Annotated in this window: 15 protein-coding genes, 1 tRNA gene and 1 pseudogene; 11 read left to right on the forward strand and 6 right to left on the reverse strand. The window is 40.2% G+C overall.

What is annotated here, in order from left to right:
- Positions 1-319: 319 nt before the first annotated feature.
- The gene (locus tag FXW07_RS14690) at positions 320-718 is read left to right on the forward strand and encodes a transcriptional regulator protein (protein WP_048121852.1); all 399 of its coding nucleotides are present in this window, start codon (positions 320-322) and stop codon (positions 716-718) included.
- 318 nt (positions 719-1,036) lie between these two features.
- Here the strand turns inward: FXW07_RS14690 and FXW07_RS14695 are convergent, their stop codons facing one another.
- Positions 1,037-1,249, reverse strand: coding sequence for a hypothetical protein (locus FXW07_RS14695; RefSeq protein WP_048121850.1), 213 nt, complete (start codon positions 1,247-1,249; stop codon positions 1,037-1,039).
- Between the two features lie 412 nt (positions 1,250-1,661).
- On the opposite strand from FXW07_RS14695, the gene FXW07_RS14700 reads away from it, so the two are divergent.
- The 4 genes from FXW07_RS14700 to FXW07_RS14715 all read left to right on the forward strand — a co-directional run bounded on the left by FXW07_RS14700 (position 1,662) and on the right by FXW07_RS14715 (position 8,404).
- Positions 1,662-2,879, forward strand: a complete 1,218-nt coding sequence (locus FXW07_RS14700; RefSeq protein ID WP_255679089.1) for a serine/threonine-protein kinase RIO2 — start codon at positions 1,662-1,664, stop codon at positions 2,877-2,879.
- 502 nt (positions 2,880-3,381) lie between these two features.
- Positions 3,382-5,229, forward strand: coding sequence for a DUF2207 domain-containing protein (locus tag FXW07_RS14705; RefSeq protein WP_229396070.1), 1,848 nt, complete (start codon positions 3,382-3,384; stop codon positions 5,227-5,229).
- A 73-nt stretch (positions 5,230-5,302) separates the two neighbouring features.
- Positions 5,303-5,584, forward strand: coding sequence for a hypothetical protein (locus tag FXW07_RS14710; RefSeq protein WP_229396071.1), 282 nt, complete (start codon positions 5,303-5,305; stop codon positions 5,582-5,584).
- An 81-nt stretch (positions 5,585-5,665) separates the two neighbouring features.
- Positions 5,666-8,404 carry a DEAD/DEAH box helicase gene (locus FXW07_RS14715; RefSeq protein ID WP_229396072.1) on the forward strand — a complete coding sequence of 913 codons (2,739 nt, stop codon included), beginning with the start codon at positions 5,666-5,668 and terminating at the stop codon, positions 8,402-8,404.
- A 250-nt stretch (positions 8,405-8,654) separates the two neighbouring features.
- Here FXW07_RS14715 and FXW07_RS14720 read toward each other — a convergent pair whose 3' ends face one another.
- Complete coding sequence (locus FXW07_RS14720; RefSeq protein WP_229396073.1) at positions 8,655-11,408, reverse strand: NosD domain-containing protein; 2,754 nt, start codon at positions 11,406-11,408, stop codon at positions 8,655-8,657.
- Between the two features lie 895 nt (positions 11,409-12,303).
- Here FXW07_RS14720 and FXW07_RS14725 point away from each other — a divergent pair.
- Positions 12,304-13,785: an NAD(P)/FAD-dependent oxidoreductase gene (locus FXW07_RS14725; protein ID WP_229396074.1), complete on the forward strand. Its 1,482-nt coding sequence runs from the start codon at positions 12,304-12,306 to the stop codon at positions 13,783-13,785.
- 446 nt (positions 13,786-14,231) lie between these two features.
- Positions 14,232-14,400 (forward strand): annotated as a pseudogene (locus FXW07_RS14730) (IS4 family transposase); the annotation flags it as partial.
- 97 nt (positions 14,401-14,497) lie between these two features.
- Here FXW07_RS14730 and FXW07_RS14735 read toward each other — a convergent pair.
- Positions 14,498-14,569, reverse strand: a tRNA-Gly gene (locus tag FXW07_RS14735).
- Positions 14,570-14,881: 312 nt separating this feature from the next.
- On the opposite strand from FXW07_RS14735, the gene FXW07_RS14740 reads away from it, so the two are divergent.
- From FXW07_RS14740 to lysA, 4 genes are all read left to right on the forward strand, one after another.
- Positions 14,882-15,163, forward strand: a complete 282-nt coding sequence (locus FXW07_RS14740) for a hypothetical protein (protein ID WP_255679098.1) — start codon at positions 14,882-14,884, stop codon at positions 15,161-15,163.
- Between the two features lie 7 nt (positions 15,164-15,170).
- The gene (locus FXW07_RS19380; RefSeq protein ID WP_255679091.1) at positions 15,171-15,299 is read left to right on the forward strand and encodes a hypothetical protein; all 129 of its coding nucleotides are present in this window, start codon (positions 15,171-15,173) and stop codon (positions 15,297-15,299) included.
- Positions 15,277-17,031 (forward strand): DNA polymerase/3'-5' exonuclease PolX, encoded by a 1,755-nt coding sequence (gene polX, locus FXW07_RS14745; RefSeq protein ID WP_229396075.1) that lies wholly within the window; start codon positions 15,277-15,279, stop codon positions 17,029-17,031. Before FXW07_RS19380 ends, polX begins: the two co-directional genes overlap by 23 nt.
- A gap of 533 nt (positions 17,032-17,564) precedes the next feature.
- On the forward strand, positions 17,565-18,827 hold the full coding sequence (gene lysA, locus FXW07_RS14750) for a diaminopimelate decarboxylase (RefSeq protein WP_229396076.1): 1,263 nt from the start codon (positions 17,565-17,567) through the stop codon (positions 18,825-18,827).
- A gap of 231 nt (positions 18,828-19,058) precedes the next feature.
- On the opposite strand, the gene FXW07_RS14755 is transcribed toward lysA, so the two are convergent.
- The 3 genes from FXW07_RS14755 to FXW07_RS14765 all read right to left on the reverse strand — a co-directional run bounded on the left by FXW07_RS14755 (position 19,059) and on the right by FXW07_RS14765 (position 21,812).
- Positions 19,059-19,424, reverse strand: a complete 366-nt coding sequence (locus FXW07_RS14755) for a hypothetical protein (RefSeq protein ID WP_048121821.1) — start codon at positions 19,422-19,424, stop codon at positions 19,059-19,061.
- A gap of 415 nt (positions 19,425-19,839) precedes the next feature.
- On the reverse strand, positions 19,840-21,000 hold the full coding sequence (gene pscS / locus FXW07_RS14760) for an O-phospho-L-seryl-tRNA:Cys-tRNA synthase (protein ID WP_229396077.1): 1,161 nt from the start codon (positions 20,998-21,000) through the stop codon (positions 19,840-19,842).
- A gap of 533 nt (positions 21,001-21,533) precedes the next feature.
- Positions 21,534-21,812 (reverse strand): DNA-directed RNA polymerase subunit L, encoded by a 279-nt coding sequence (locus FXW07_RS14765; RefSeq protein WP_048121813.1) that lies wholly within the window; start codon positions 21,810-21,812, stop codon positions 21,534-21,536.
- Positions 21,813-21,828: the final 16 nt, after the last annotated feature.

Raw genomic sequence — 21,828 nt, forward strand, 5'->3', positions numbered from 1 at the left:
CATCATTCCAAAACCTACATAATTAAAAATTATCAAAAGAGGGATATCGACATGCCGAATTTAAGGGAAAATATTCCGGTCGTGTTTTCAAGAGTAGGGGAGATTGGAACATCATTGAATAAATTGAATATATTTAAGTACTATAAAATCAGTGGCAAGAATGACATTTTAAACCTTAACCGATGACCAATGAAGATACTATTTTCGTGCAAATGTATATATTTTAAAACTGTTTATAAGTTATTATCTAATTTTTAAAGTAATTGTAAAAGATATAGCTGACAAACTATTCATAAACTCGAAATATCAGGAGGGTATCATGAAAGACTCTGAAGTAAAAGTTTTGGACGAAAATGACTATGTTTTTATTAAAGCATTAAATAATCTTGGAATGTCACGAAATGCCGCTACAACCATGGCATATCTTATGAATGTAGACGAAGCTTCATCCCGGGAAATTGAAATAAGCACCGGATTAAGGCAACCCGAAGTAAGTCTTGCAATGAGGTTAATGTGCAACCATTCCTGGGTTAATATGCGCTCGGAAAAAAAGCCTGGAAAAGGGCGGCCGATGAAAATTTATTCTCTTGCTGTCCCGGTTGAAGAGATCATAAGTTTTTACGAAGACAGGATTTACAAAGAATCTCAAGCAACCATATCAGCAATCAAAAAGCTGAAAGTGATGAGCAAACAAGTGCCTCTTGCTTCTTCAAAGTGAATGATTTCAAACAGGGTTAGCTCCATAATGGTTGACAATTCTTTTTTGGAATTCACTATTATGGAGTAGAAAAACATTTAATATTGACAACTTGCTTGTGTGTAACTTTGTTTAGCTTTTCAATTTCTCATTTTTATTGTGCATCTGGTCTTCTGATAATCAAGACCTTCATACCGGATATCTTAAGCCTGTCCTTATCCCAAGTAATAGTCTTTGCAATTGTAAATGGGTTCAGGTATATGTTTCTGGTCAGATGTGTGGAGTATACGCCTTCGATTCCTGGTTTTAGTGGCTCTTACTAACTAAATTTTCCTGTACTTAATCTAATTCAATTAAGTTATGGGTCAATAATAAGGCTGCGACCTCATTTAATGTCAGTTTAAGTTCTGACTTTCCTTTAAATAGTTCGTCATGGATCGCAATTAAATACCTTTTATTCGGCGGGATATACCAGTAGGGATGCGATAAAACCCCATTTTCATAAATTAACGATAACTCATCTATTTTATCTAAGACAGTTTTTTTATCCATGGTTCCTTCAAAAATAATTTTTATAGTATTTCAAGCTCCTAGATAAAAGATAAACGTTTTTCAATGTCAGGGTTCTCTCTTGAGTCCCCCACATTTATCTAATATCTCTTATTAACTCCCTTATATACTCTTCTAAAATTGCTATTTTGTTTTATTTCAATCCCTGGGCAAAATAATTGGTAGAAAGCCTTTTTCTCGCCCTGTTTTTTAAAGCCTGATAAGAGCGTGTGCTTACCTTCCAGATATGAAAGTTGGAGGAAAAATTAGAGGATGAGGAAAAATTAGAGGATGAGGATAAGTTAGAGGATGAGGATAAGTTAGAGGATGAATACTCGGCTGGCACACCTCTAGCATCGAAACTGGGTTCATGATACCTATTATTTAAATATCGAGGACTATATCTAGTATCAAGATGATCGACGAAGCGCTGAGGGTTTTTAAAGATCTTGACTCAAAGGATTTCAGAATCCTGACTGGCATTGAGACCGGAATGAAGCATTTTGAATGGGTGCCAATGGAAGAACTGAATAAATACACCAGGCTGCCCTTTGAGAAGCTTGAATACAAGCTAAAAAAACTTGTGAAAAATAAGCTTGTAGTCAGGAACACCCAGCCTTACGAGGGTTTTCAGATTTATTTTGAAGGATACGATGTCCTTGCCCTTAATGCCTTTGTCAAGCGAAAGAGTATCAGTGCAATAGGGGACGAAGTCGGGGTAGGAAAAGAATCGGTTATCTATGAAGCAATCCTCCCGCCTGAGCTCGCAATTGGGGAACCTGTTCCTGTTGTAATCAAGTTTCACAGGGAAGGAAGGACCAGTTTCAAGCAAATAAAGCGTGTACGTGAGCACCTTGGGGAAAGAGAACACTTTTCCTGGATCTATGCAGCCAGGCTTGCAGCCCAGCGGGAGTACGACATCATGACCACTCTGTATCCAGAGGTCTCAATCCCGAAGCCCTTTGACCACAACAGGCATGCAATAGTTATGGAGCTTGCAAAAGGCAGCCTTCTTTCAAAAACAAAACTTATTGACCCCGAATGGTATCTCGATGAGATCCTTAAACAGGTAAAAATTACCTATTCACTGGGAGTCATCCACGCCGACTTAAGTGAGTATAATATCTTTGTTTCCGAAGATGGCGTCCAGCTAATTGATTGGCCCCAGTATGTCACTCCTGAACATCCTCACGCCGACGAAATTCTCGAAAGGGATGTTTCAAATGTCCTGACTCATTTTTTCAGAAAATACGGAATTAAAAGGGAGCTTGATGAAACAATCCGCGAAATTAAGCGTCAGGCAGGTAAAAACACAGAGGATATAAAAGAAGGCACAGAAAGCGGGACTAGCAGAGGTATAGAGGAAGGGGAGCTTGAGGAAGCTCTGGAAGAAGGCTTTGAAGAGGATATTGAAGAGGATATTTTTCAGGAAGAAGACTTTGAGGCTGAGAAATTTGAGGCCGAAAATTTCGAAGCTGAAGAATTTGAGGTCGAAGAATTTGGGACTGAAGAATTTGAGGCTGAAAAATTTGGGACTGAAGAAATCGAAGCCGGCAAAATCGAAGCCGAAGATCGAAAAGTACAGGATTTCAAAAAAGCTGCCTCGGAAAAAGAGACTTCAGATAAAGAATAAATTACTTCATACGCGATCAAATTACATCAGATGAAGACTCATTATTAAACTCGGTGAGAAGCAGGGAAGTTCATGTTAGATGGGAATAGAAGGCGAAAATGAAATTGATTCTTTGTTTTTTCTGGATTAATTAACAGATTACAGTAGATACAACCTGTTAAAAGCACGAATATTTTGTAATAGAGCGCTTATCTGGATTTATATCTTAAATAGAGCACTTATCTTTTGACTTATATCTAATCCAGGTTTATATCTAATCCAGGTTTATATCTAATCCAGGTTTATATCTAATCCAGGTTTATATCTAATCCAGGTTTATATCTAATCCAGGTTTATATCTTATCCGGATTTGTATCTTATCCGGACTTATCTCTGTCCTGAGCTATACTTTTCAAAATATACATATCTGCGAGCCAGTTCAAACCCAAGTTCAAACCCAAGTATTAAGAATATTCTGGATTATATAATTATCAGAATATAATACAGGGTTGGGGGGACTTAATTGGAGCTTTCAGATGCTTCTTTTGAAGCTGCCATAGAAGCGAATCTTAATTCTGCACTATTGACAACAATTTTATCGAAAGCAACTCTACTGAAAACGATTCTTCTTTTGCTGCTTGCTTTCTGCCTGGTATCCTCAGCAAGTGCAAAATATTCACTTGAAAGAGCTGAGACAAATATAATTGTTAATGCCAGCGGGATAACCAATGTTAAGGAATCGATTTCATACATATTTGATGGAGACTACATTGATATACATAGAGAACTCAAAGCGTTACCTGCTGAATCTATCTGGAGTGTCTCCGAATTGGGTTATAAGCTGTGGGGAGAAGAGTGGGAGAAACCTCTGAAGAGTTTTAAAGGAAATATTACGCTTCCGGTGAAAAAAGAAAGTGAAATTCGATACTGGACTCATCAGGTTGCTTATACTCAGGAAGTAAATATCGAAAATAATGCCATTAATTTAAGGGCAGGCGAAATCCCTCCTACTCAATGGCATGAGGTCCGAGCAGTCTTCCCAGGAATTACATCCTCAGGTTTCGGTTTTGTCAAGGTAGATGAGGCTAGAGGACTTGGAAAAATAGTAGAGATTGAAAATGCATATCAACAGAAAAATATGATCTTAAATAGCCTTTATAGGAAGACTTTTTTATTTGCATTGTTTGTTCTGGCTTTTCCTTTACTTATATACTATATATATGGAAGAGAACAAAAAATCGATTATGAAAAAATTTCTGAAGCGGAAGTGCCTGATAATTCCAAACCTGCAGTGTTAAATGCCATTGTAATGGGGCGTATGGGTATTCCCACAATAGACGGATTTACTGCTACGGTTATGGATCTCGTTAACCGTGGATATCTCTCTTTACGAAATTTAAAACCTGAAGAGATAGACTCATCCTACACTCCAGAATTAGACTCATCTCATACACCAAAATCAAACTTATCTCATACACCAGAATTAGGCTCATCTCATACACTAGAATCAAACTTGTCTCATACACCAGAATTAGACTCATCTCATACACTAGAATCAAACTTGTCTCATACACCAGAATCCGGGTCAAGAGACTTTATAGTTGAACTTCTTAACAATGAAATATATTCGAAGGCTGAAGGAAGCTTATCTGAGCTGGAAGATTTTGAAAAAGATGTGCTTTATCTGTTAAAAACTCATGCTTCCGAAAGAAAAGTCTCCTGGAAAAAACTTGAAAAAGAACTGCAAAGCGGAAATAGTTTCTATCAATTTTTAACTTCCTGGAACAAAAAAGTTCAAGCACACACTTCATTTGCTGAATATTTTCAATTCACAGGAAACATATATATGTATTGGTTTGCCCGAACCATTCTAATAGCTTCAATTGTTTATTATATTTTGATTTCGGGATTTTTCCCTTCAAAGGTGTTCCCTCTGGCTTCAAAGATAAATGTACTGACCAGTTTAATTGGGATTTTTGGGTTCGTTATGATAAGGTGCTCAGGCATGTTCATAAAGATATTTGGACGCTGGACCCCCGAAGGAAGCCTTTACTATAAACGATGTGATAATTTCAAAAAATATCTTACAGACCTTTCTGCTCTTAAAGGGCATTCTCCTGAATCAATAGAGACCTGGGATTCTTATCTGGTGTACGCTATCTCTCTCGGAATCGCAAAGGAAATGCTTCAAAATATGTCTCTGATCGTCCCGTCTAAACAGTTAAGAGAGAGCCGCTTCTATCCCATAAGTTCCAATTATAGCAGATCAGAATGCAGTTGTGGAAATGCCTTCTCTTCATCATGTTCCAGAGATATAAATAGAGAAGACAATCTCGAAGAAGACAATATCGATGGTGGCTCTCTGGAGTAGACGGTGCCAGGTAAGAACTTTAAATAAAAGGACAGTAGACTGTCCGATCATAGGGAAATGCACAGAAAAAGCTGTGAAAGAAAAAGCTGTGAAAGAAAAAGCTGTGAAAGAAAAAGCTGTGAAAGAAAAAGCTGTGAAAGAAAAAGMTGTGAAAGAAAAAGMTGTGAAAGAAAAAGATGTGAAAGAAAAAGATGTGAAAGAAAAAGATGTGAAAGAAAAAGATGTGAAAGAAAAAGATGTGAAAGAAAAAACTGTGAAAGAAAAAACTGTGAAAGAAAAAACTGTGAGAGGCGTGAGAGATCTGTCTCGAAAATTTCTTGTACTTTTTCTGTTTCTGGGGACTTCAGATCATTGAACGAGTAAGAAAGTAGGAAAGAAAAAAGCAAAATAGTATAAAAATAACATTTCCCGGATAAAATAAAACGGTGCCGAAAAAATGGATATTTCTCACTTTTTAAATCAGATAAAAGCTTCCAGCCGCTATGAAAACCAGATCGTCCATAATGAGAAAATTCCTGCAAGGGAAGCTCTGTATGCTCCTCTTTCCCTTAAACCGCAGGTAAAAGCAGCCTTTTCAGGCATCGGAATCGAAGATCTGTATGTGCACCAGGCTGAGGCTATAGAAAAAATCCGGGAAGGAAATGATATCGTACTCTGCACGACCACTGCAAGCGGAAAGTCCCTTACTTATATGGTTCCTATTTTTGAAACTATTCTCAATGAACCGGAAGCAACTGCTCTTTATATCTCCCCTTTAAATGCTCTTGTAAATGACCAGTTAAAGTCTTTTCTGGAGTTTGAAGAGGCGCTGAAATCAGGCGCAGGCATAGCCCGTTATACAGGTGCCCTTTCAGAGGCCGAGAAAAGGAAGGTGAGAGAAGGGCAAACCAACGTGGTCTTAACAAATCCTGAAATGATTCACATGAGCTTTCTTGCATGGCATCATCTCTGGAGGCGCTTTTTCTCGAATCTCAGGTTCATAGTTGTTGACGAAAGCCACTACTATCGCGGAGTTATTGGTAGCAACATGGCAAACCTGCTCAGGAGGCTTTTGCGTGTGGCTGAGTACTATGGAGCATCTCCGCAGTTTATCTGCTGTTCTGCAACCATCGGAAACCCGGAAGACCATACTGAAACTCTTCTAGGGCGAAAAGCCGTTGTGGTTGATAATAACGGCTCTTTTCAGGGCAGCCAGCAATTCATTTTCTGGAACCCGCCACTTTATCTGAATAATAAGGGTTGTACACTGAGGAGAAGCAGTTTTTCCGAAGCTTCCTCGCTTTTTTCAAAGGCTGTACAGGCAGGCCTTCAGACTCTGGCTTTTACCCGGTCCAGGCAGGGAGTTGAGAGGATGTACAGAAGTTGTAGGGAGTTATTGAGGAGCAGAAATCTCTCTCCTGCAATCTGCTCGTACAGAAGTGGCTATTTTGACCAGGAAAGGGAAGAAATTGAAAAGAAAATGAATTCAGGGGAAATTCGAGGGGTCATTTCCACAAATGCACTTGAACTGGGGATAGATATAGGAGGGCTTGATGCCTGTATTCTTGACGGCTATCCGGGAACAGTAATGAGTGCCAGGCAACAGGCAGGCAGGGCAGGCAGGAGCGGAAATGAGAGCCTTGTTATCCTTATAGCAGGTACAAACGCCCTTGACCAGTATTATATGAGAAACCCAGCCGACTTTTTTACACGAAGCAGTGAAAATGCTGTGCTTAACCCCAAAAATCCGTATATCCTTGCAGGTCACCTGCTCTGTGCCGCAAAAGAACTTCCTCTGAGGGCATCGGATGAGAAATTCTTCGGTAAAGGGTATCCAAGAGTGGTGGAACTTCTGGAAGCCGAAGGCCTGCTTGCAGGTGATGACCTGAAGTATTCAACGGACCCGTTTCCTTACAAACACGTTTCGCTTCGGGGAATTGATAATAATACTTACTCTCTCCTTGCTTTTGAGGGAGAAAAGCGCTTCCCTATTGAAAAAGACATTGAGGAAACTCTCGCCTTCAGGGAATGCCATCCTGGGGCTGTTTATATGCACAGGGGAGAATCCTACTATATAAACAGGATCGACCACGAAAAGAAGGAAATCCATGCCATAAAAACGCATGACACCTATTATACGAAACCCATGATTGACTCGTCCGTGCTTGTACAGGAGACTTATGCTGTAAAACCGCTTTTGCACGCATCGGAGGTCGAAGTCGGGCTTGGGGAAGTTGAGGTAACGGACAGGGTTATAGGGTACAGGAAAATCCAGACCCAGAGCAATGATGTAATGAGCGCCCATTCTCTTGAGATGCCTCCTGTTAGCCTCCAGACAATGGCTCTCTGGCTTAAGCTTCCGGACAGGCTGCAGGAACTGGTAGGAGAACATAAACTGGATTTTGCAGGCGGGATCCATGCTATAGAGCATGCGATGATTTCAATGTATCCTCTTCACCTGCTTGTAGACAGGAGTGACGTAGGTGGAGTTTCCACACCGTCTCATCCTGACCTTGGAGGCAAAAGCGGGATATTCATTTACGACGGTCACCGGGGTGGTGTAGGGTACGCCGAAAAGGGTTACGACCTTATTGAAGAGGTGCTTGACGGCACTTTAAAAGCAATCGAGAGCTGTCCCTGTGAAGGCGGCTGCCCAAGCTGTATTCAGTCCCCAAAGTGTGGAAACAATAACGAACCCCTTGATAAACATGCTGCAATCATGCTCCTGCACGAACTCCTTGGGAAAGCCCCTTATATTCCGCCTGAGAGAAAAGAAAAACACCTATCCGAAGTTAGAGCCTCAAGACCAGCTCCTGAAAAAAGAAGTACAGAAGATGCTCTGAGCAGGGTCAGGCGTCAGCTCAGGCGGGAAACCATAAAACAGGAAACTCCAGAAGCGCAGGAGAAAAAAGAAAAGACTTTCATTGCTACGGACGAAAATGGAGGAATGATTGGAGTAATCTCTGCCCCTTCCCCCGAAAAAGCTGCCGCAAAAACTTTTCACCAGAAACTCCGAGGAAAAAAAGAACCTAAAAGGGAAAAGCCTCTTGAAATCTGCATCCGAGACCTTGGAGCTGGCAATGATTTTAACTTCCGGCTCTGGATTGAAGTTTCAGAGAATGAAGGAAAGGAAGCTGTTAGAGGAGAAGATGAGAAGAAGGTTGTAAAGAGGCTAATTATCAGGAAAGTGAACTAAAAAATTAAAGGTTCTGTGATAGTTTTCAAATCTGGCCAGCAAGGCTAAGGATCCGTTTCATTGAAAATTACTATGGAAGTTCTTTTTGGGGTTCTTTTGGGAGTTCTTTAGGGGATTCTTTAGGGATTTCTTTAATTATTGTGGGAGTTTATTTTTCAGAGCTTTTTTCAGAGTTGATCGATTACTTCCTATTTTTTCCCTTAGCCTTGACCTTTTACTGATTGATTTTTCAATCTAAGATATCCATTCTTCAGGTTACTGTAATATACTGAGGTATGATCCTGGTGTTGCTACCGTTTTCATTCGTTACTGTAAGGCTCACATCATACTTTCCTGGTTTAGTAAATGTGTGCGTTGCGTTTAACGCATGTTTTGACTTAATTCCATCTCCAAAATTCCAGTTCCAGAACATCGGTGCATCTGTACTGTTATCAGTAAATAATATTTTTAAGGGAACATCTCCTGATGTTACATTCGCAAAGAAGTCAGCAACAGGTATTTTTAGTGACGGTTCTATTCCCGAAACCGTACACATATAAATATCCGAATTTGTGTGGGGAAAACCATTGACTGTATAATCATTACGCCAATCTGTCCAGACTATTCTGTCACCATAGATTGCAGGGCTTGACTGCAATGATTTATTTGAAGTAATTTGAGTTTCCGCATTGGTAGAGAGATTATACATATAGATATCACCATTTCTACTGCGATCATCTACCCATATTATCCTGTCACCATAGATAGCGTGATATCCCGGATAGCCTTGGATGGTAGTGATTCTGCTCTCCTTAGAAGTTGAAAGGTCGTACATATAAATATTCGATCCATTGCGAGAATCCTTCCACACTATTTTGTCTCCACAGATATCAGGAGAGTATTGATCCGAATCGTCAGCAGTAATTTGAGTTTCCGTGGAAGTGGAGAGGTCGTACATATAAATATTCGATCCATTGCGAGAATCCTCCCACACAATTTTGTCCCCATAGATAGCGGGATTATCCTGATGCGACTCGTTTGTGGTTATTCGGGTCTCTTTTGATGTAGAAAGGTCATACATATAAATATCTCCATTTCCGTTGCGAGTATCCGTCCAGACTATTCTGTCTCCGTAAATGTCAGGATAAAATGCTTTTCCGCTGTTAGTAATCTGAGTTTCTTTGGAAGCGGAAAGATTATACATATGTATATCGGTTCTGTCCAGTACATCGGGACTACCGGTACTGCGAAACTCCTGCCAGACTATCCTGTCCCCGTATATTTCAGGCCCCGTATTATAGTGATATGAACTATTTGTTGTAATTCTAGTTTCTCTGGAAGTAGATAGATTGTACATGTAGATGTCGTGGTATCTCGGTCCATTGCGGTCATCTAAATATACAATCCTATCTCCGTAAATGGCAGGCATCGTCTGATTATATTTGTTTGTGGTGATCTGAGCCTCTTTGAGAATGTATCGAGGCCTATCGTATGCGGTTATTGGATATAGTTTCGAGAAAGTACCGTTTGCATTGCTTACTGTTAGATTGACAGTATATGTACCGGACATAGGATACACATAAACCGGTGTTTTATCTTTAGAGTCCACGATTCCGTCATTATCGAAGTCCCATATCCTTGATGTTGCATTTTGCGAGAGATCTGTAAACAGGACGGAAAGAGGTACATAACCTCCAGTTACGTTGACACTGAAGTCGGCAACAGGAAAGACTGGCTGTTTATCTTTGGATATAAATACAAGAGGAAAATAATCATACTCAGTTCCATTGATATTATAAGGTAAATCACCAATCCCATCCTCGTTCCAGTCATTGCAGTTTTGGGAAAAACCAGTCCCATCAGGCTTTGCCCAGTAATTGCCGCCCAGGTACGGGCCTCCTACAATATTTTTTCCCGGGGTTTTTGTAGTGTTCCAGACAGCATCATCTAAGCCACGTTCGAGATAGTCGATTTCAGTATTATTGAAGAGGTTAACTGTGTTATTGAAAAAATTGTTGTAAATCAAAATGGTACCAGTAGAAGTAGGATCATTGGGAGATAAATCCAGAGAGATTCCACATTTTCTATTTCTCTCAATTTTATTGTCAATTACAAGAGCAATGTCCCCCAGAGATATGCCAATATCGTTGTTTGAAATTGTGTTATTTTTTATTGTATCCCCTGAAGAGTAATGAGCAATAATGATCCCTTCAGTGTTTGAGGTCAGGGTATTATTTGTAATCTGGTTACCACTGGAGATGAAAGCTGCAGAAATACCGCTAAGGCAGTTGGAGATTGAATTATTGTCTATTATATTATCATGTGAATCGACAATACCAATTCCACATAGAGAATCCCCAGAGCCTTGTATAGTATTATTTAGAATCTTATTTCTACTGCAGTAGTTGATGCCGATCTGACCATTCAGAAACGTATTGTTAATTATCGTAATGTTAATCTCGCTGCCTCCTGAACCTAAGTGAATACTCGAATTGGAAAATCTATTGTTAGAAAAAATACAATTATAGCATTCACTACCCCTGATGCCTGCTTCGGTCCCTATAATTATATTTTTTTCAAAAGTAGAATTGTAACAATTATCGAGAAGGATACCTGAACTGTTTTCTAAAAAAAGGTTATTTTTGACAATACAGTTCTCGATAAATCCCTGACCAGATGAATAAAAAGGCCTCAAACTAACATTCTCGTGTATGCTAAATCCACTGACAACTATGTTGTTAGCCGCCAAATTGAAAGTCTGAATAACAGTATCTTCAGGTTTTTCGGAAGCAGAATGAATGTTCAGATTATCTATTCCTATATTCACACTCTCATTATAGATACCCGGATAAACAAGAATAATATCCCCTGGAGATGAATCGTTTACCGCTTCCTGAATAGATGGAAAAGCTGCACCTGAACTACTATTACCTACCAGAATCTCCCTTGCAGATGCAGGGCTATGAATTAGAATCATGAAAAAGATAGTAACTACTAAAAGGATTATGAATTTATTTACCCACACCTTTACTTCCCCCTTTAAACCAGAAATATCATACTAATAAGATCCCAAATCCTCAAAAAAGATATATGATTTAAGGACTAATCGAATTTATTTTCTTTATTATATATCCTTGATTACTTCCTCAGCAAAAATAAGGTATGTTGCAAAGTTATATGTAATTTTAACAGTTTTTAATTTCGAGATTTAATTTCTGTTCTATTTTAATCCTTAAATTCTATAATCTGGACCTTGATCCTGATATACAGATATTTCAAATTACGTTTTAAGCTATATTTCTAACGAAATGGAAGTTTTTTATACAGACAGTTTCATAGCTGATTAATACTTAATCATGTGTAATAGTTTGTATTTTTCAGGCCTCCTTTGTAATAGTTTGTATTTTTCAGGCCTCCTTTTATTCGGCACATTTATACGTATATAGAAATAATTTTAATTCAGGTCAAGTATAAAAATTGATTTTTTTATGAGCAAGAAAAGCACAAAAGGCAATTTAAGAGCTAGTTAAATACTTTGTTTGAGATTTGGGGATTTACAGAAGGGGTTCTTAACAGATTTTGTTCAAATTTAGTCATAACTTTCAGGAATTTCAATTTCTCATATGGAAATGTCCAAACTGGAAACTTCAAGATTGGAATTTTGAAGTTGGAAACGTCTGAAATTATATACTATCTAAAATTCTAAACTTTAAAATTTAAATTTTGAGATTATAATTTTGAATTGGGATTTGAGATTGAAATTTTATGATTGGGATTTTATGATTGGGATTTTATGATTGGGATTTTATGATTGGGATTTTATGATTGGGATTTTATGATTGGAATTTTGAAACTGGAAATTTCTGAAACTGGAAACTCAGGATTGTTCCAATACTTACAAAATTAAAAGGGGGATGACCATGGATAATGAAAATAAACTGTCTGGAAGAGAGGAGAAAAATTCAGACTACGATGTAATAATCATAGGGGCAGGGCCTGCCGGAATGTTTGCGGCTTACGAGCTTGCGGAGGTAAAGCCGTTGAAAATCCTTATTGTGGATATGGGCAGGGATATAGATGAACGCTTCTGTCCTATGAAAACCCATACATACTGCATGCACTGCACACCATGCGATATTATGTGCGGGGTTGGGGGCTGTGGGACTTTTTCGGACGGAACTTTAAACCTGCGGCCTGATGTTGGAGGAGATCTGGCAGCCCTTACAGGCGACCAGACCGAAGCCTGGCGACTAGTAGAAAGAGTGGATAAGGTCTTTTTGAAGTTTGGGGCACCGCAGGGAGCTTTGCTGACTGAAGGCCCGGAAATTGAAGAGCTTAAACGCAGGGCTGCTTCGGTCGGAGCTCGTTTTATTGAGATAAAGCAGCGGCATATAGGTTCAGATAACGCCCCTGCAGTTATAGGGCGCTTCAAACAGGATCTTGTTAACAAAGGAGTGAATTTCCTGCTTGAAACCGAGGTAGAAGATCTGCTGATTGAAGACGAGACATGTAAAGGGATTATACTTTCTGATGGGCGAGAACTCCGGGCCAGTTACGTGCTCTTATCTCCCGGGAGGCGTGGCTGCAACTGGGTTTCGGAGATGATTGAGAAGCATGGAATTGAAGCCCGGTACGGAGGGATTGACATTGGGGTAAGGGTAGAAGTCCCTGCAATCGTTATGGACCCGGTAACAAAAATCAACCGCGACCCCAAGTTCCATATTCAGACCCGCCGTTACGATGATTTTGTTAGGACATTTTGTACAAATATGCGCGGATATGTCGTAAAAGAAGAATATGAAGGATTTATCGCGACGAATGGTCATTCCCTGGCAAACGAGGAGTCCGAAAATACCAATTTTGCTTTTCTTGTCCGAGTCGAGCTGACCGAACCCATTGAAAATACCACAAAATACGCCCGTTCAATCGCAAAACTTGCAACCACGATTGGGGGAGGAAAGCCAGTTCTGCAGCGCATGGGCGATTTAAGAAGGGGCCGACGCTCTACAAAAGAACGCCTTGCAAAAAACCTTGTTGTAAATACACTCAAAGATGTAACCCCAGGCGATATTTCAATGGCGCTGCCCCACAGGGTAGTCATGGATATAATCGAAGGCCTTGAAACCTTAAATGAGATTATTCCAGGTGTTACCTCCGATTCAACCCTGCTGTACGCCCCTGAAGTCAAGTTCTATGCAATGCACCTGAAAGTCGACAGGCAAATGGAAACCAGCATCAAAAACCTTTTTGCAGCCGGAGATGGGGCAGGGCTTTCAAGGGACATAGTCAACGCCGCTGCTACCGGAATTTTGGCGGCTGAGGGGATAATGAATATGGTCAAAGAGGAGGAAGGAGAAAAGGAAAGAGAAAAGGAAAGAGAAAAGGAAGGAGTAATAGAATGAACTCAGGCGAAGGAAAAAACAGAGAGAAAATTTGTTTCAAGATAGATTACGTCCCCATCTGAAAGCCCGGATTTACTGAAATACATTAAAAAATTCGCTTCTTAGTCTGAAAAGAGGTTTGGAATAAAATTCAGGACTCAATCTAAATTTTAATCCCTTTGATTGTATGCCGCAGATCTTTGTGGAGTAGATGTTGCTAGTGGAGTTTTGTTTAGATAGATGGAGACGCAATTTATACCATGAGCTTATCTTATATAATATTTTTAACGTATAATGTTACTTTACTGGTATAATTGTTAGTGGAATATAGTAAACTTTAGTTCCATTAGTTTAATGATTATATTACCAGTATAATGGAGTTATGTAAGCTGGAACTTTTAACATATAAAAGTATAATCTAAAATTTTTTTGAAATTATTTTATGAGTCATTTCCTATTTTTAGCTGTTACGTTGGAGTACAATATTTGCAGAGAATGTATCAGGATTTATTGACAGTAATTCTGCATATCTGTGGAATTCAAAGAACTTTTGAAACGATAATGAGTGTACATGAAAGTCAAGCATCAGGTCCTCATGTAAACAGAGAAAGGTTTAGAGATGAATGGTTTGAATAAAAAATGACAGAATTGGGTTCAAAAAGAGTAACAGGGAACGGAAATGAATCCTTAACCGATGAACAATGAAAAAAGACTTATTTTTAATGGTTTCCAATGCGACTGCCGGGATTCGAACCCGGGTTCTAAGCTTGGGAAGCTCAGGTCATAGCCACTAAACCACAGTCGCATGAAGATGTATAGAAGTGATGTGTATTCTCCTCATGCATCTTTTAGATATTAAAGGTTTCGGTAACGAAGAAAGAACGGCAGGGATAGTTGTTTCATGGGGAAAAGAGGAAAAACTCTATTTCTGAAATTTGAGGGTGCAAAGCGATAAAGACCTGCGAATTGAATTATAGTATAGAGAAAAATTTCAAAGTGTTTTTTCGGGGATAGGGTAATGGCTCGATTCATAGAGCTTGCGGATCTTTTTGAGGAACTTGAAAACATAACATCCCATAAGGAAATCGTCAGGAAAATTGCTAATTTTTTATAGGGACTGGAAGGAAAGGAAGTAAAGGACAGTGCATACTTTTTTCTCGGGAGTATAGGGCCGGCCTTTGAGAATACGGCACTGGGAATAGGAGATAAGCTCGCTTTAAAAGCTATTTCCAGAGCATACGGAGTTTCTGAAGAAGAGGTTAAAAATAGATATTCAAGGACAGGGGACCTTAGAAATGTGGCTTTTGAGTTAAACCGGGGAGAAGGGAAATCTCTGGCAATCGATAAAGTGTTTGGAAAGCTAAAAGAGATAAAAGAAGCTTCAGGAAAAGGCATTTGAAGATTTATTGAAAAAAGGAAAGGCATTTGAAGATTTAGTGAAAAAAGGAAAGAAAGGAGACGGTAGTAAAAGAAGAAACTGGATGCGAAAATACAAGGGGCAGGGGGCAACAATTGAGAAATCGAGAGATTGCTGAGTTATTTTATGAAGCTGCTGACATTCTTGAATACCAGCAGGTTGAATGGAAACCACGGGCTTATCGGAAAGCTGCTCAGATGATCGAAAACCTTGGGGAAGACATAGAAAAAATCTATGCCAGAGAAGGAAAATCCGGGCTGACTAAAATTCCGGGCATCGGGGAGTCCATTGCCAACCACATTGCTGAGTATCTGGAAACAGGAGAAGTGGAAAAATTTGAAAAGCTTAAAGAAAAAGCCCCTTCAGGCACCGCAGAACTGATGGAAATTCGAGGGCTTGGGGCAAAGAAAATCAAAAAACTTTCCGATACCCTTGGTGTGAGGACACTTTCAGATCTTAAAAACGCAATCATTGCCCACAGGCTAAAGAGGCTCGAAGGATTTGGAGAAAAAAGTGAAAAGAACCTGGCAAGGGCAATTGAACAGTATGAGAAAAGCCATGCCCGGCTAGCCCTCGGAAAAGCACTTCCACTAGCAGATGAAGTTATATCCGCTTTAAAAGCCCAGTGCGAAAGCAGAACCTCTAAAGTCGACCTCTCGAAAATAATATACACAGGTTCACTACGCAGGTTGAAAGAGACAATCGGGGATATCGATATCCTGGCAGAAGCTGAAAAAGAAGAGGCTTTGAAGGTAATGGATTGTTTTGTCTCCCTTCCGGACGTTGAACAGGTGATCTTAAAAGGCAGCACAAAAAGCAGCGTAATTTTGAGAGAAGGGACAGCTATTGACCTTAGAGTTGTCCCGCCTGAGAGTTACGGAGCAGCTCTTCAGTATTTTACGGGCTCAAAGGAGCACAATATAGAACTTAGAAACGTTGCCATCAAAAAAGGTTATAAACTTTCGGAATACGGGTTGTATTTAAAAGAATCCGGTAAACAGATTGCAGGCAGCAGCGAAGCAGATATTTATGAAAGACTTGGTCTTGCCTATATCCCACCCGAACTTCGGGAAAACCGGGGAGAAATTAAAGCCGCTGCAAGAAATTCCCTTCCCAGGCTGGTAGAAGCAGGTGATCTCAAGGGAGACCTCCATATGCACACCGAATACAGTGAAGGAAAAGACAGCCTAAAAACAATGATTAAAAAAGCAGAAGCTCTTGGTTATGAGTATATTGCAGTAACCGATCATTCCCGTTCCCAGAAGGTTGCAAACGGCCTGGAAGTCGAGAAATTAAAAGCCCAATGGAAAGAAATCGACAAACTCTCAAAACAATTCCGGATAAAAATCCTCAAAGGATCTGAGGTCGATATCCTGAAAGATGGAAGCCTTGACTATCCTGATGAAATTCTCAAAGAACTCGATATTGTGGTAGGAGCTGTACATTCCGGTTTTGCATTCCCTGAAAGGAGAATGACTGAAAGGATTGCCACGGCTCTGGAGAACAAATATCTCGATATCCTTGCACATCCCTCCGGAAGGCTGCTAGGAAAAAGAGAGGCTTATGCCGTTAATTTTGAAAAGGTCTTTGAAGTTGCCGCTGCAAATGGAAAAGCAATGGAGATCAACAGCCAGCCTTCAAGGCTTGACCTTAATGACGAGCTGATCCTGCGTGCAAAGACCTTTGGCCTAAAGTTCTGTATATCTACAGACAGCCATGCCGTTTCCGACCTAACCTCCATGCGGTACGGCCTCGGACAGGCGCGGCGGGGCTGGCTTGAAAAAGAAGACGTTATAAACACCTACCCCTACTCCAGGCTTAAACAATTTTTCAAAAAACCCAACCAGTGACCGGTTTGTCCCACAACCGTTTCGTTGGTCGATCACGCCGGATAGGGTTTGGGGATAAGGTTCTCAAACCAAAATGGTGCCAGGTTTTTCGGTCAAGCCTTTTTTCAAAAGGGTTGTGCCACAACCGTTGCGCCGGTTGATCACGCCGATAGGGTTCGGGGATAAGGTTCTCAAACCCAAATGTTGTCAGGGTTTTCGGTCAAGCCTTTTTTCAAAAGGGTTGCAGCTAAGCTTTTTATTAAAAAGGTCATAACCACACCGCCGCGTAATCAAAACAAAATTTGAATAAGTCATCCTTCCTGAGAATATTTAGAAAACAGCCTTTCTTGCCCTAGTTCAGCCCTCTTGAGCGAACGAAGTGAGCGAAAAGGGCACCGTCCTCCCGAGACGGGACTCGGGTGACGGGACTCGGGTGACGTAACTCGGGTGACGTAACTCGGGTGACGGGACTCGGGGCAGAAAGACTAATAAAGGAGTAAAAATTCAAATGAATACAAAACCCCATTAAACAAAAATTGATAAAAGGTAATAATATGGTTTCAAAGGACCTTCCCTTCACCAAAGAAAAAATTCAGGAAATAATTAAAAAGTATCCCACCCCGTTTCATATATACGATGAGAAAGCCATTCTGGAAAATGCGGAGAAAATGAAAGCAGCTTTCAGGGAGGTTCCGGGTTTTAAAGAATTTTTTGCTGTAAAAGCCCTTCCAAACCCCTTTATTCTTAAAATCCTGAGAGAAAAAGGCTTTGGTGCGGATTGCAGTTCTTTACCGGAGTTAATTCTTGCTGAAAAAGCAGGAATTGCCGGGGAAAACATAATGTTTAGCTCAAACGATACTCCTGCTGAAGAGTTCCTGAAGGCAAAAGAGCTTGGAGCATACATAAACCTTGATGATATAAGCCATATTGACTACCTTGAAAAGTATGCCGGACTTCCTGAAATTGTCTGTTTCAGGTATAATCCTGGCCCCCTTAAGGAAGGAAATGCCATTATAGGAAAGCCTGAAGAAGCAAAGTACGGCTTTACGAGAGACCAGCTTTTTGAAGGCTACCGCATACTCAAGGACAGAGGAGTAAAGCGGTTCGGAATGCACACAATGGTGGCTTCGAATGAACTAAATGCTGATTACTTTGTGGAAACCGCAAGAATCCTCTTTGAACTTATAGTTGAAATCTCAAAGGAACTTAACATAAAGTTCGAATTTGTGAACCTCGGCGGAGGCATAGGCATCCCCTACAGGCCTGAACAAGAACCTGTTTCCTTCGAAGCTGTGGCAAAAGGTGTCAAAAAAGCTTACGAAGCCACAATCACAGCTAACGGGCTTTATCCGCTTAAAGTCTTCCTGGAATGCGGCCGCGTAATTACAGGTCCCTATGGCTACCTGATTACCCAGGTTCGGCACCTCAAACACACCTATAAGGACTATGTCGGGATGGACTCCTGCATGGCCAACCTGATGCGGCCGGGCATTTACGGAGCCTATCACCATATAACAGTGCTCGGAAAGGAAAACGAGGCTCCTGTCCATAAGTATGATGTAACCGGCTCCCTCTGCGAGAATAATGACAAATTCGCAATTGATAGGTCGCTTCCTGATATTGAAATCGGAGATATCCTCGCAATCCACGACACAGGGGCTCATGGACATGCTATGGGTTTCAATTACAACGGAAAGCTCCGTTCTGCCGAACTCCTTCTCAGAACGGATGGAAGTGTTGTGCAGATCAGGAGAGCCGAAACTATTGAGGATTACTTTGCAACTCTGGATTTCGAAGCCTTGAAGGGTTTCAAGTAAGAAAACTCTTCAGCAAAAATTGGAAAAAATGTCCCAAAAAAGATTCAAAAAAGATTTACTGAAAAACTAAAGACAGGTGAATAGCAGAGAAATTTCATTGCGAAATCTTACTGCTGCACCTGAATTACCTTTCTTTTACACGAAATGTATTCAGGACTTATACGTTTGAAGTACAAAATTGAAGTACAAAATTAAACTTACTCAAGAGAGTGAAAATACAAGACAGAAATATCACACATCAGAAAAGTCATCTCCATACTGTCTGCACTCCTGCGTACTTATCATTCCACAGTTCAAAAGACTCAGTGATTCAAATATGCCTTCGCCTACACTTATTCCTTTCAGTGCGCATTTCTTCACCAAACGGTCGTAAAGGACTTCATTTTCGTTTTTAATAAAGTCGCACATTTCCGAAATAAATTCATCTGTTATAAGTGGTTCTTCTTTGTTTACCCAATTATCAATTGACTCGATCAGATATTGAGGCATAGACTTTTTCTTTCCAATATCCATAAGATCCATAAAAGCACATTCATCTATGCTTAGAACCCACTTCCCAAGCTTGTACTTAAACGTATCTCCACTATCATCTTCCAAGCATACTCCCCCATAATGATTAAATTCTCATAATAATTAGAGGGCTCATGCTATTTAATCATCAGAGAGATTAACTGTCTGGGTATTAAATTCGCACAAGAAGGTATAGGGAAAATGTGGAGTAAAAAAAGTAAAGGTATTGGGTTCAGTAAAAGGTACTGGATTCAGTAAAAGGTACTGGACTCAGTAAAAGGTATTGGACTCAGTAAAAGTACCTGGACTCTGCAGATAAATTTGGCAGATATTTCAAAAATATACATTTTTTGTGCACTTTTTGCATACTTTTCTCCGGGATCCTGGATCTTTGAATTTATTTGCTTCAAAAGAGAAGGGGAAATTCAGAACCAGAATCGTGCACCCTGATTGAGTTTTCCCGGAAGTATTATATATTGACCGTTGACCGGCTTAAACATCCTTAAATATCTTCATATTTTTTCAGGATATCCTCAAAGGAGTCCGCTACAGCTTCAAGTTTTTCCTTTCCAAGCCCGAAAGTACTGAGTTTGAAATATTTAGTGAGCCCGGACTTGATACCGTGAATATTGCGTGCTTTGAGATCCTTGTAGAGGAAGTATCTTCCGTTCTTTACTTTCTCGGAGATTTCATAGAAGCGAGGGGCTTCGAAGAACATAAGGTCATGAGAATGGGGTTTCTGCCCGCGCTGGATAAAGCCCATTTCTTCAAGCCTTGCCGAGAACCAGCGAGCATTTTCGACCTCCTGGTCCCAGTTCCTAACACGCTTTACCACATCCGGGAAAGATGCAATAAGGGTCATAACCGTAGCGCCCCTTGCAGTACATCCCAGAAGCTCAACTTCTTTTACTTTGTTATGTTTGGATTTCCTGAACACGATAGGAGCATACTCTTCACTTACCCCGAGAACTCCGACAGGTCCGGATGCGGCCATCGATTTATGCCCGCTTCCTGCAATAAAGTCTGCACCGAATTCTTTTGCAGATACCGGCATTCTTCCGACGGCATACGCACCATTTAGAAGGAGAGGGACGTCGTATTCATGGCAGACCGATGCTATTTTTCTTGCATCAGGTAGGTTTCCATAACTTCCGTCCGGGTAAGTTACAAGTGCAAGAGCCGGCGGTTTTCCACTGTCCTTTGTAACCTCTTCTATTGCTGTGGCATACCCTTCAGGGTCAAGGTAATAATCGGGACTGCCTGAATGCGGTACGGTTTTGATATTAAGGCCTGCTCTTTCGGCTGCAACATATGAAGAGTAATGGGCAAGTCCATCGAGTACAATCCAGTCTCCCGGCTTTCCAATAGAATGCATGACAGCAAACTTGGATTCCCGTGCCCCATTTGTGACTCTTGCTTCATCACAGCCCAGAAACTCGGGAAGGGCCTTATGTACGAAATCATAAATTGGAGGCTTTTTTATCTGATCCAGAACCCCTCCGCAGAAATCACATACAGAATATCCGTCTCCCCACTCTACAAGAGCCTGTTTTGCAGCCTCGGTCAACCGCCCGCCTGTCTGAAGAGGGTCGATATTTATACTACCAAGGGTCTCTCTTTTTATAAAACCGAACTTCTGAAGGGATGAGTCATCAAGTTTCATTTTCTTTTATACCTCAATTTATCTTTCATACTTCAGTATTAGTTGCAGATTAATCTCAATATCAGTTACAGATTAATCTCAATATTAGTTACGGGTTAACCTCAATATTAGTTACAGATTAACCTCAATATATTACAGATTAACCTCAATATATTACAGATTAACCTCCAATATATTACAGATTAACCTCAATATATTACAGATTAACCTCAATATATTACAGATCAACCTCAATATAGTTACAGGTTAGTTTATGATTTTTAAGTTGCAGATTCAGGACATTATTTTGAACTAAAAAGAATCGAAATTACTCCGTCCAATTAAATGCTTTTACCCTACTTCGCGTTTAAGATTCTTGTTTACTCTGGATACGCATTGATTCATAAAAAAGTATTCCAAAACTCCTTAGATTTTAAGATAGCAAAGGCTCATTAATAACTATCAAGAGCCCCCTGCTGGAAAGATCCCGGATTTGCCGGAAAAAGAAAGCAAAACGTCTTTAAAAAGACGTTTTGCACCATTTTTCAGATACTTCAGGCGTTTACTGCCTTGCTAAAGACATCAGTAAATTCGTCGCACTGAGTTATTATTTTCGAAGCAGCGTCCTTTAAGACCTCAATAGGGTTTGTACCATCGGTTTTGATGTAAAGGATCGGGTCACTGATACTTACGTACTTCATATCATAGAAGGCGATCTCAACCCTCTGGTCTTTAATCAGAAGATCCTTAAGTATATTTAGAAGGGTATGTGTCTCGCCTTTGAGCTCGACTTCAAGCTCATTGTCTGTTTTGGAGAGAATGTTCAGTTCCATTGGTGACCACCTGTAA

The sequence above is a fragment of the Methanosarcina sp. DH1 genome, from assembly GCF_020804205.1.
Taxonomy (GTDB): Archaea; Halobacteriota; Methanosarcinia; order Methanosarcinales; family Methanosarcinaceae; genus Methanosarcina; species Methanosarcina vacuolata.